This is a genomic window from Amycolatopsis sp. NPDC005003 (assembly GCF_053600695.1).
In genome coordinates this window covers 218,398-229,388 of sequence record NZ_JBSGAI010000004.1, presented here as the reverse complement: position 1 = coordinate 229,388, position 10,991 = coordinate 218,398, and the positions used below count along the sequence as shown (strand labels likewise).

The 10,991-nt window shown below is 71.4% G+C and carries 8 protein-coding genes; 6 read left to right on the top strand and 2 right to left on the bottom strand.

The features are described 5' to 3' along the window. The first annotated feature begins 158 nt into the window (after positions 1–158). From ACWED2_RS06960 to ACWED2_RS06935, 6 genes are all read left to right on the top strand, one after another. Positions 159–1,301 carry a hypothetical protein gene (locus ACWED2_RS06960; protein ID WP_449689500.1) on the top strand — a complete coding sequence of 381 codons (1,143 nt, stop codon included), beginning with the start codon at positions 159–161 and terminating at the stop codon, positions 1,299–1,301. Positions 1,302–2,146: 845 nt separating this feature from the next. Further along, entirely contained in the window at positions 2,147–7,156 is a 5,010-nt protein-coding gene (locus ACWED2_RS06955; RefSeq protein ID WP_449689499.1) for an NAD-glutamate dehydrogenase, read from the top strand. Further along, positions 7,153–7,572 (top strand): acyl-CoA thioesterase, encoded by a 420-nt coding sequence (locus tag ACWED2_RS06950; protein ID WP_449689498.1) that lies wholly within the window; start codon positions 7,153–7,155, stop codon positions 7,570–7,572. The genes ACWED2_RS06955 and ACWED2_RS06950 overlap by 4 nt, the downstream gene beginning before the upstream one ends. Continuing rightward, positions 7,565–8,200 carry a hypothetical protein gene (locus ACWED2_RS06945; RefSeq protein ID WP_449689497.1) on the top strand — a complete coding sequence of 212 codons (636 nt, stop codon included), beginning with the start codon at positions 7,565–7,567 and terminating at the stop codon, positions 8,198–8,200. The genes ACWED2_RS06950 and ACWED2_RS06945 overlap by 8 nt, the downstream gene beginning before the upstream one ends. Positions 8,201–8,253: 53 nt before the next feature. Further along, positions 8,254–8,511, top strand: coding sequence for a hypothetical protein (locus ACWED2_RS06940; RefSeq protein ID WP_449689496.1), 258 nt, complete (start codon positions 8,254–8,256; stop codon positions 8,509–8,511). Between the two features lie 51 nt (positions 8,512–8,562). Beyond that, positions 8,563–9,009, top strand: a complete 447-nt coding sequence (locus ACWED2_RS06935; RefSeq protein WP_449689495.1) for a winged helix-turn-helix domain-containing protein — start codon at positions 8,563–8,565, stop codon at positions 9,007–9,009. Here the strand turns inward: ACWED2_RS06935 and ACWED2_RS06930 are convergent. Continuing rightward, the gene (locus tag ACWED2_RS06930) at positions 9,003–10,556 is read right to left on the bottom strand and encodes a glycoside hydrolase family 13 protein (RefSeq protein WP_449689494.1); all 1,554 of its coding nucleotides are present in this window, start codon (positions 10,554–10,556) and stop codon (positions 9,003–9,005) included. The genes ACWED2_RS06935 and ACWED2_RS06930 overlap by 7 nt on opposite strands. Continuing rightward, positions 10,553–10,936 carry a globin gene (locus ACWED2_RS06925; protein ID WP_449689585.1) on the bottom strand — a complete coding sequence of 128 codons (384 nt, stop codon included), beginning with the start codon at positions 10,934–10,936 and terminating at the stop codon, positions 10,553–10,555. The genes ACWED2_RS06930 and ACWED2_RS06925 overlap by 4 nt, the downstream gene beginning before the upstream one ends. Positions 10,937–10,991: the final 55 nt, after the last annotated feature.

The following is a 10,991-nucleotide window of genomic DNA, read 5'->3' as shown; positions in this document are numbered from 1 at the left end:
ATGAGAGTCGGTCGGCGGGGCAGTCGTCTGAGTTGGGCGAGGCTCGGTCGGTGGGGCAGTCGTCTGAGTTTGCTGAGGCTCGGTCGGCGGAGCGGCGGCCTGGGTTCGTTGAGAGTCGGTCGGCGGGGCAGTCGTCTGAGTTGGGCGAGGCTCGGTCGGTGGGGCAGTCGTCTGAGTTTGCTGAGGCTCGGTCGGCGGAGCGGCGGTCCGAGTTCGCCGAGGCGCGGCCGGTGGAGCAGGTGCACCCGTTCCGGTCGGATGCGGTCGAGGTGGCGCAGCGGTCTGAGTCCGTCGAGCCGCGGTCGGGGCGGGCGTCCGAGTTCCGGCCGGAGCCGCGGCCGGCCGAACGTGAGCGGGAGCCGGAATTCCGGTTCGGGTCCGGCGATGGGCGAGCCGCGCAGTATCGGCCCGATCCTCCCGAGCCGCGCAAGGGCGCGGCGCCTGCCGAGCCGCTGTCGGCGGAGCGTGGACGGCCGCCGGAACCGGACGAGGTGCGTCCGGCGCAGCGGTCTGGCTCAGGTGGGCCGGAGCGGGAACCCGAGTTCCGCAGGGAGCCGGTCGAGGCGCGGGAGGCCGTCGAGGCGGCGCCGTCCGAGGAGATCGGCAAGACCAAGTTTTCGTGGGCGGCGCTGGCCGAAGCACGGCTGCGGGAGACCGCGGCCGAACGGGAATCGGCGCCCACTCGCGTCACCCCGGCGTTGCCGCTCGCGCCCGAGCCCGCGGCCGAGCGGGAGCCGTGGGCAGCGGAGGGACGGCAGCCGGAGCCCCAGCCGTCGACGCGCCACGACGCCGAACACGGCTCGGTGGCCGCGCGGTCCGTGCTGGACCGCCTGGGCATTTCGGCTTCCGGGGGCGCCGGGGGCCGTCGGCGCGCGGAGGACGCGGACAGCCCGCGCGCCGGCGAACCGGCCCGTCCGGAGCCGGAGCTCGCCCCGCCGCCGCGGCCGGAAGACGAACCACCGTCGGTGCCGGACTACCGCGACGAAGCGGAGCCGTGGCTGCCGCGGTTGCGGATGCCCCCGTCGCTGGAGCCGATGGAGGACTTCGGCCACTGGACACCGGCGACGGCCCCGTTCCCGGAGAGCTACGCCCGCGCGATCGCGGAGGACGAGCCCCCACCGGACGCGGGCCTCGCCGACTTGCTCGCCCGGGCGCTGGCCGAGCACCAGGCGGGCACGGCGAGCGCGGCGGCGCTGGTCAAGCAGCTCGATTCGCAGAACGCGGGCCGCCGCAACGGCCACGGTCGCAACGGCCACGGAGCCGAGGTACCGGACTCCCGCGGCCACAGTTCGCGCGACTGACCTGGAGCCCCCCGAGCGAGGAGCGGCAACCGGCTCGGCGCGGGTTGGCCGGGGAGCCGACACAGAGCGGTTTGCTCGGCGACCCGACCCGACCCGACCCGACCCGGCATGGCCCGGCCCGGCATGGCCCGGCCCGGCGCGACACGACTCGGCCCGACATGACTCGGCCCGACATGACTCGGCCCGACATGACTCGACACGACTGGCCCGACCCGGCTTGGCCGGCGTCCGGTGACCAGGAGCCGGCGGCCCGAGCCGTCCGGCGCAGCCCCCGTTCCCACGCTATCGGCAGGCACCGACCCTGGCCGCCGAAAACCAAGCCCGAGCCGCGGGGGCGCCCCCCCCGTTTTCCACGCTACCGGAGACCACCGACAGTTTTGGCGTGCTCCGCGAAGGCCCAGCGAAGACCCACCGGAAACCCACCGGAAACCCACCGAAGACGGCGGAGCGTTCACCCCGGCCACCGTCCAGTCGCTGAGACGTCCCGATCGATCGCCGACCTGCTCCGGTGGGGGGTCGGTGGGATCCGTCGCAGCCCGGCGTCGCCGACTGGCCGACAACGTTCGCCGAACGGCTGCGCAGCCGATCAACTGAACCGATCACGTTGGCTCCGCGACGGGTAACGTCCGGCGAGCACGGCTGGTCAGCGCCGCGCGGAAGCGGCCAAGACAACCCGTCAGTAGCTTGACCGATCCCGCGAATCCCATGCCCCGGAAGGGTTTCCGGGCCCCGGGGAACCTTCGGGTCTACATGTGATCCACGATCGCGGCGCATTAGTGTGGGGTGGCCGGCTCGACGCGGAACCGGCGCGGTACCACCTCACGCAAACTGGAGAGTTGCCTCAAATGAGCTCGACCGGAGTCTCGTCCCTACCCGGAACCGGAGCCGACGCCGAACCCGAATTCGGCGCTCCGCGCTCCTCGGCCAGCCCGGAGCAGATCAGGGACGACCTGATCGACGCCGCCGCCGGGCTGGCGCCGGAGATCGGTGAGCTCATCCGGCTCTACTACCGGCACATCCCGCCCGAAGAGATCGTCGGCGACGAGCCCGTCAACCTGGTCGGCGCCGTCCGCTCGCACCTGCAGCTGGCCAAGCACCGGATGCCCGGCCGCCCGGCCGTGCGGCTGCTGAACCCGACCGTCGCCGAAGACGGGTGGGCGCGGGAAGCCACCGTCGTGCAGGTCGTCACCGACGACATGCCGTACCTGGTCGACTCGATCGCCGCCGAGTTCGCCCGCGACGGCGTGCAGGTGCAGCGGATCGTTCACCCGATCGTGGTGGTCAGCCGCGACCTCACCGGCGAGCTCCTCGAAGTCCACCCCGAAGCCGACCCGGCCGACCCGCCCGCGAACTCGGCCGCCGAGTCGTGGATGTACGTCGAGATCGACTTCGTCACCGACCGCAACCGCGCCCGCGAGCTCGACAACCGGCTCTCCAGCGTGCTGGGCGACGTCCGCGAGGTCGTCGAGGACGCCGAAAAGATGGCCCAGACCGCCTGCCAGCTGGCGAGCGAGCTCGAAACCGACCCGCCGCGGCTGCCCGAGGACGAGGTCGCCGAGGGCGCCCGCCTGCTGCGCTGGCTGGCCGACGGCCACTTCACCTTCCTCGGCTACCGCCGCTACGAGCTGGTCGACCACCCGGACGCCGAAGAACGCACTGCCCCGGCCCTGCGCGCGGTCCTGGCCTCCGGCCTCGGCGTGCTGCGCCAGGACAGCCTCGCCGCCCGCGGCCTCACCGCGGGCCCGGACACCGCCGCCACCGCCCTCGCGCCCACGCTGCTGGTGCTCACCCAGGCGAGCGCGCCCTCGACCGTGCACCGGCCGGTCTACCCCTACTACGTCGGCGTGAAGACCTTCGACGACGAAGGCAACGTCACCGGCGAGCACCGCTTCCTCGGCATGTTCACCACCACCGCGCTGCACGAGAACGTCCTCGACATCCCGGTCGTCTGCAAGCGGGTCCGCGAGGTCATCCACCGCGCCGGCTTCCCGATCGAGTCGTTCTCCGGCCAGCGGATGCTCGAAATCCTGCAGAACTGGCCGCGCGCCGACCTGTTCTCCGCCGACAGCGACTCGCTGTACTCGACGACGACCGGCGCGATCACCCTCTCCGACCGCCGCCGGCTGCGGCTGTTCCTGCGCCGCGACCCGTACGGCCGCTTCTACTCCTGCCTCGTCTACCTCCCGCGCGATCGCTACACCACGCGCTCGCGGCTGGCGATGCAGGAGGTCCTGCTCGAAGAGCTCGAAGGCACCCAGCTCGAGTACAGCGCGCGGATCGGCGAGACCGTCCTGGCGCAGGTGCACTTCGTCGTGCACACCGACCCGGCGCGCCGGCTCGAGCCGGACACGCTCAAGATCCAGGACCGGCTGAACGACGCCGTCCGCACCTGGGACGACCGGATGGTCGAAGCCGTCCTCGACGAACGCCGGGAGCGCGCCGACGGCGGCGTAGCGGTCGGGATCGTCGGCGAGGAGTCGGCCACCGAGCAGGGCCAGCGCTTCGCGATGGTCTTCCCCGAGGGCTACAAGGAGGACTTCACCGCCGAAGAGGCGCTGGCCGACCTCCGCTCGCTGGACTCGCTGACCGACGAAGGCGACCTCGCGCTGTCGTTCTACCAGCCCGCCGACGCCGGGCCGGGCGAGCGGCGCTTCAAGCTCTACCTGCGCGGCGAAGGCGTCACGCTCTCGAAGGTGCTCCCGGTGCTGCAGGCCATGGGCGTCGAGGTGGTCGACGAGCGGCCGTACGAGCTGCACCGCGAGGACGGCGGCGCGTGCTGGATCTACGACTTCGGCCTGCACCTCGACCAGAAGATGCTCGACGAGTCCGACGAGCACGCCGTCGCCGAGCTGCGCGGCCGCTTCCAGGACGCCTTCGAGGCCGCCTGGCGGGGCGACGCCGAGGTCGACGGCCTCAACGGGCTCGTCCTGCGCGCCGGGCTCACCTGGCGCCAGGCCGCCGTGCTGCGCGCCTACTCGCGCTACCTGCGCCAGGCCGGCAGCGCGTTCTCCCAGGACTACATCCAGAACACGCTGCTGAACCACACCCAGGTCGCCACCAAGCTCCTGCGGCTGTTCGAAGCCCGGTTCGACCCGCAGCTGTCCGACGCCGACCGCGAGGCCGCGACGGACGCGCTGACGAGCGAACTGAACGCGATGATCGACGAGGTCACCAGCCTCGACGAGGACCGCATCCTGCGCCGCCTGATGGCCGTCATCCGGGCCACCCTGCGGACGAACTACCACGTCACCGGCACCGACGGGACGCCACGCGAGTACCTGTCGATCAAGCTCGACCCGGCCGGCGTGCCCGATCTGCCCGAGCCGCGGCCGAAGTTCGAGATCTTCGTGTACTCGCCGCGCGTCGAGGGTGTGCACCTGCGCTTCGGCGAGGTCGCGCGCGGTGGCCTGCGCTGGTCGGACCGGCGCGAGGACTTCCGCACCGAGATCCTCGGCCTGGTCAAGGCGCAGGCCGTGAAGAACGCGGTGATCGTGCCGGTCGGCGCGAAGGGCGGCTTCGTCGTCAAGCGCCCGCCCGCCCCGAGCGGCGACGCGAGCATCGACCGCGACGCCCAGCTCAACGAGGGCATCGCCTGCTACCGGATGTTCATCTCCGGCCTGCTCGACCTGACCGACAACCGCATCGAGGGCAAGACCGTGCCCGCCCCGAACGTCGTCCGGCACGACGCCGACGACTCGTACCTGGTCGTCGCGGCCGACAAGGGCACCGCGAAGTTCTCCGACATCGCGAACGAAGTCTCCGGGCAGTACGGCTTCTGGCTCGGTGACGCGTTCGCCTCCGGCGGCTCGGTCGGCTACGACCACAAGGCCATGGGCATCACGGCGAAGGGTGCCTGGGAGAGCGTCAAGCGGCACTTCCGCGAGCTGGGCAAGGACACCCAGACCGAAGACTTCACCGTCGTCGGCATCGGCGACATGATGGGTGACGTCTTCGGCAACGGCATGCTGCTGTCCGAGCACATCCGCCTGGTCGCCGCGTTCAACCACATGCACGTCTTCCTCGACCCGAACCCCGACGCGGCGACGTCGTACGCCGAGCGCCGCCGCCTGTTCGACCTGCCCCGCAGCTCCTGGGACGACTACGACCGCTCGCTGATCAGCGAAGGCGGTGGGATCTACCCGCGCACGGCGAAGTCGATCCCGATCAACCCTCAGGTCCGCGCGGCTCTCGGGCTCGCCGAGGGTGTCACCGCGCTGGCGCCGATGGACCTGATCCAGGCGATCCTGCTGGCGCCGGTCGAGCTGCTCTGGAACGGCGGCATCGGCACCTATGTCAAGGCCGAAACCGAGTCCCACGCCGCGGCCGGCGACAAGGCCAACGACGCCATCCGCGTCGACGGCCACCAGTTGCGGGTCAAGGTGTTCGGCGAAGGCGGCAACCTCGGCCTCACCCAGCTCGGCCGGATCGAGTTCGCCCGCCGCGGCGGGCCGGACCAGACCGGCGGCAAGATCAACACCGACGCGCTCGACAACTCGGCCGGCGTCGACTGCTCCGACCACGAGGTCAACATCAAGATCCTGCTCGACCACCTCGTGCAGACCGGCAAGCTGGAGCGCGAGCAGCGCAACGAGCTGCTGGAGGAGATGACCGACGAGGTCGGCGCGCTGGTCCTCAAGGACAACTACCGCCAGAACGCCGTCCTCGGCGTCAGCCGGGCGCACGCCGCGCCGATGCTGTCGGTGCACGCGCGCCAGGTGCAGGCACTGGTGTCGGCGGGCGCGTTCGACCGCAAGCTCGAGGCGCTGCCGAGCAACTCGGAGTTCCGCGAGCTGGAGAAGGCAGGCAAGGGCCTCACCTCGCCGGAGCTCGCCACGCTGCTCGCGCACGTCAAGCTGGAGCTGAAGGACGAGCTGCTGGCCAGCGACCTGCCCGACTCGAAGGTGTTCGCCGCACGGCTGCCCGAGTACTTCCCGAAGCCGCTGCGCGAGCGGTTCCCGGAGGCGATCGGGGAACACCCGCTGAAGCGCCAGATCATCACCACGCTGGTCGCCAACGAGGTGGTCGACGGCGGTGGCATCTCGTTCGTCTACCGGCTGATGGAGGAGATGAACGCGACGGCGACCGACGCGGTGCGCGCGTACGCCGTGGTGACGCAGGTGTTCGACCTGCCCGCGCTGTGGAAGGAGATCGACGCGCTCGACAACGTCGTGTCCACCGACGTTGCCGACAACATGGTGCTGGAGACGCGGCGGCTGCTCGACCGGGCCGCGCGCTGGTTCCTCACCAACCGGCCGCAGCCACTGGCCCCGCTGTCGGAGATCAAGCGCTTCCGGCGGGTGCTCGACAAGCTGGTGCCGAAGATCGGCGACCTGCTGCGCGGCCGCGAAGCGGAATCCGTGGAGAAGCACGTCGACGAGCTGATCGCCGCGAACGTGCCCGAGGGGCTCGCCCGCCGCGTGTCGGTGCTGCTGCACACCTACGGCCTGCTCGACGTCACCGAGGTGGCCGAGCTCGCCGAGCAGCAGATCGGCGTGGACGCGGTGCACAGCCCGGCCGAGACGGCTGAGCTGTACTACGCGCTCTCGGCGCACCTGGACATCGACCGGATGCTCACCGAGATCAGCAAGCTCGAACGCGGCAACCGCTGGCACGCGCTCGCCCGGCTTTCGCTGCGCGACGACGTGTACGGCTCGCTGCGCGCGATCACACTCGATGCGTTGCGGCACAGCGATCCCGGCTCGTCCGGCGACGCCAAGATCGCGCAGTGGGAGAAGACGAACGCGTCCCGGCTGCAGCGGGCGCGCGTCGCGCTCGACGAGATCACCAAGTCCGGCCGGCTCGACCTGGCGACCCTTTCGGTGGCGGCCCGCCAGATCCGGAGCACGGTGCGGTGACCTACGTATCGCACGTCCGTCCGCGCTGGACGGACATGGACGTCTACGGCCACATCAACCACGCGAAAATGGTGACGCTGCTCGAAGAGGCGCGCATCCCGCTGCTGTTCGACGCAGCCGTGGAAGCGGGGCTGGACCAGCTGCCGAAGGGCATCGTCGTGGTGCGGCTGGCAGTGGCCTACAAGGCGCCGATCGTGGTGTCCGGGCAGCAGCTGCGGATCGAGATCGACCTGACCGAACTGCGCGCGGCGAGCTTCACGCTGGCCTACCGCGTCCGCGGCGGGCCCACTGCGGACGACCCGGTGGCGGTGACCGCGGAGACGGTGCTGGCGCCGTACGACACGGTCGAGCTGCGGCCGCGTAGGCTCACCCCGGCCGAGTCGGAGTTTCTGAAGCAGGGGTTCGCGGATGCCTGAGTTGTTCGTGCCGGACGCGGCCGACCGGGAGACCCTCGGTGCGTTCGTCGCCCGCGCGGTCCGGCTGGACGGCCAGACGGCCGTCCGGCTGCGCCGGCGCGGCGACGGCGTGGTCGAGGCCTGGACGGCGACACCGTTCGAGTGCCTGGCCACCCGTGCGGTGGCCGGGGACGTGACGCCCGGCGACGTCACGGTGTCCGGCAACGAGCTGCTGGCCGCGTTGACCGTGGCGGGCGGCCCGCGGATGGACCCCGGCCCGGCCCGCGACCTGCTGTGGCACGGCGAGCTGCCGCCCTCGGGGCGTTGGCCGCTGGTCGACGAGCTTCCCGCGCACGTGGTGTCCGAGCTTGCCGACCGCGGCGTGACGCTGGCCAGGGACAACGTCGGCCCGCACGGCACGCCGCCGTCGTCCCTGATGGACCAGGCGGTGCTGACCGTGAGCGGCGGTTCGGTCGAGGTCAAGGTCCAGATGCGCTGCCTGTTCGCGATGTCCGGCATGGGGTTCGTCGACTCGGACGTGGAAGGTGACGTCGTCCGGGTGACGGCCACGGATTCGTGGCTGCGCCTGGACGCGCGGTACGGCGCGATCGTCCGGCGCCGGCACGCGCTGCTGCCGCTGCTGTTCTGACGGAGTTCTTACGGCGGCCACCGTTCCTCGCTGGGCGGTGGCACCCTTGAAGGATGAGCCCGGACGACGATCCGACCGCGGAGTTCCTGGATTCGGTGCGCACCGAAGAGGAAACCGAGTGGCGCCGCGACCGTCCGGCGGGCGAGCGGGCGCCGGAGCGCGCCGAAAGACCTGAGAGGTGGGGCCGCACGCGTGCGGCGGGCCGGGCGGCCGCCCAGGCGGCGCCCTACCTCCAGGCCGCGGCCCTGGTGGCGTGGCTGGCCAGCGGCGCTTTCGACGACGGTTCGGGCTCAGGCGACCAGTCCGGCTGAACCCGTCCGGTGTGGTTGACACCACACTGTCCAGTGGACTAGACAGTGGCGATGCATTTCCCCACGTTCACCGTCGTCGTGACGCGGGAAGCCAACCGATGGACCGCGACCGTGGTCGACGGCCTCGAGCCCGGGACCGTCGCCGACCGCGAGTTCGAGCGGTTCGCCGACGTCGACCCCGGGATGCGAGCGATCCTCCACGGCGTCACCGGTGTCGACCCGGCGCAGTTCTACGTCCGGTGGCGTTACCGGTTCGGCGGCGACGAGCAGACCGGCCTGGTGCAGGACTACCAGGAAGCGCACCGGATCGCCGAAGAGGTGGCGGAGTGGCACGAGGGGGTGCGCACCCGGCTGGTCGCCACCTTGAACGGCCGGATCTCCCAGCGCGCGATCGCCGACCTGCTCGGGCTCTCGCACCAGCGGGTCAACCAGCTCGCGCACCGCCCCGTGCCCGAGGCGGCCGAAGTCGTCAAACCCGGCCGGTGGGTGCCCTACTGAGTCAGCCAAGCGGCCGAGTCGGCCGGCAGCTTCCCGTCGACCAGCGGGCTGCTCGACAGCAGCACCTCACCCGGCGGCAGGGCGATCGGCGAAGCCGACGTGTTGAGCGCGCACACCAGCCCACCCCCGCGCCGCCGGAACGCGAAACACCCGGCCGGCGCGCCGTACCACTCCAGCTCGTCCCCGTTGAACGCCGAATGCGTCTTCCGGAGCTCGATCGCGGCGCGGTACAGCGAAAGCGTCGAGTCCGCGTCCTCGATCTGCTTCTCCACCGTCAGCCCGGCCCACTCCGACGGCATCGGCAGCCAGGTGCGCGGGTTGCGTGAGAAGCCGTAGGGCGGCAGGTCGCCCTCCCACGGCAGCGGCACCCGCGAAACGTCCCGCCCGAACTCCGCGCCGCTGGTCTTCGCGCGCGGGTCCGCCATGTCCGCCGGGGCCAGCTCGACGTTCGCCAGCCCGAGCTCTTCGCCGTTGTACAGGTACACCGTGCCCGGCAGCGCCAGCTCCACCAACGCCATCGCCCGGGCGCGGCGCACGCCCATCGCACCGCCGCCGTAGCGGCTGACCTGGCGCCAGACGTCGTGGTTGCCCAGCGTCCAGGTCGCCGGGGCACCCGTGCGGGCCGGCACCGCCAGGGACCGCTCGATGGCCGTGCGCATGGCGTCGGCGTCGAAGTGGGTCAGCACCAGCCGGAAGTTGAACGCCAGGTGCAGCTCGCCGGGCCGCAGGTAGCGGGACAGGCGCTCCTCGTCGGTCACCCAGATCTCGCCGACCGCCATCGCGTCCGGGAACTCGTCGAGCACCTTGCGGATCATCTGGTGGATCTCGTGGACGCCGTCGTGGTCCCAGCGCGGGTCGTAGTAGTGGTTCGGCCCGATCCCGTTCGCGCGCGGGTCCATGTCCGGCAGGCCCGGCGGTTTGGCCATGCCGTGCGCGACGTCGATGCGGAAGCCGTCGACGCCGCGTTCGAGCCAGAACCGCAGGGTCCGCTCGAGGTCGGCGGCGACTTCGGGATTGGCCCAGTTCAGGTCCGGCTGCTGCGGCGCGAACAGGTGCAGGTACCACTGCCCGTCCGGCACCCGGGTCCAGGCGGGGCCGCCGAAGGCGCTGACCCAGTTGTTCGGCGGGTCCTCGCCCTTCGGGCCGACGCCGTCGCGGAAGATGTACCGGTCGCGCTCCGGGCTGCCCGGCTTGGCGGCCATCGCGGACTTGAACCAGGCGTGCTGGTTGCTGGTGTGGTTGGGGACCACGTCGACGGTGACCTTGATGCCGCGCTTGTGCGCCTCGGTGAGCAGCACGTCGAAGTCGCCGAGGGTGCCGAACATCGGGTCGACGTCCCGCGGGTCGGCGATGTCGTAGCCGTGGTCGGCCATCGGGGAGCGGTAGAACGGCGTCAGCCACAGCGCGTCGACGCCCAGCAGCTCCAGGTAACCGAGCCGGGAGTGGATGCCTTCCAGGTCTCCGACGCCGTCGCCGTCCGAATCGGCGAACGAACGCACGTAGACCTGGTAGAAGACGGCATCGCGCCACCAGGCTCCCGGTCTCATACGAAGCTGTTCATCATGCTGTGCGCGGCCATCTCCAGGTAGGCCCAGAGCTGCCCCCGGTACGGTTCTTCGAGGTTCTCCTCGTCGACGGCGATCCGGATGCACCGCAGCCAGGCGTCCCGCTCGATCGGCCCGATCTTGAACGGCGCGTGCCGCATCCGCAGCCGCGGGTGGCCGCGCTGGTCGGAGTAGGTGTGCGGGCCGCCCCAGTACTGCATGAGGAACAGCCGGAACCGCTCCTCGGCGGGACCGAGGTCTTCTTCGGGGTAGAGGGGGCGGAGGATCTCGTCGCGCGCGACCTCCTCGTAGAACCGCCCGACGATCCGGCGGAACGTCGGTTCGCCGCCGATCGCTTCGTAGAGGTTCGCCGGTTCGCTCACTGCAGACACGCCTCCATTTTGCCCTTGGGGTGCGGGTTCCCGACGCCCGGTCCGC

Bases quoted from the DNA above. Each gene is read 5' to 3' on its own strand.
- ACWED2_RS06955 (WP_449689499.1), top strand. From the start codon at position 2,147: ATGAGCTCGACCGGAGTCTCGTCCCTACCCGGAACCGGAGCCGACGCC.
- ACWED2_RS06945 (WP_449689497.1), top strand. From the start codon at position 7,565: ATGCCTGAGTTGTTCGTGCCGGACGCGGCCGACCGGGAGACCCTCGGT.
- ACWED2_RS06940 (WP_449689496.1), top strand. From the start codon at position 8,254: ATGAGCCCGGACGACGATCCGACCGCGGAGTTCCTGGATTCGGTGCGC.
- ACWED2_RS06935 (WP_449689495.1), top strand. From the start codon at position 8,563: ATGCATTTCCCCACGTTCACCGTCGTCGTGACGCGGGAAGCCAACCGA.
- ACWED2_RS06930 (WP_449689494.1), bottom strand. From the start codon at position 10,556: ATGAGACCGGGAGCCTGGTGGCGCGATGCCGTCTTCTACCAGGTCTAC.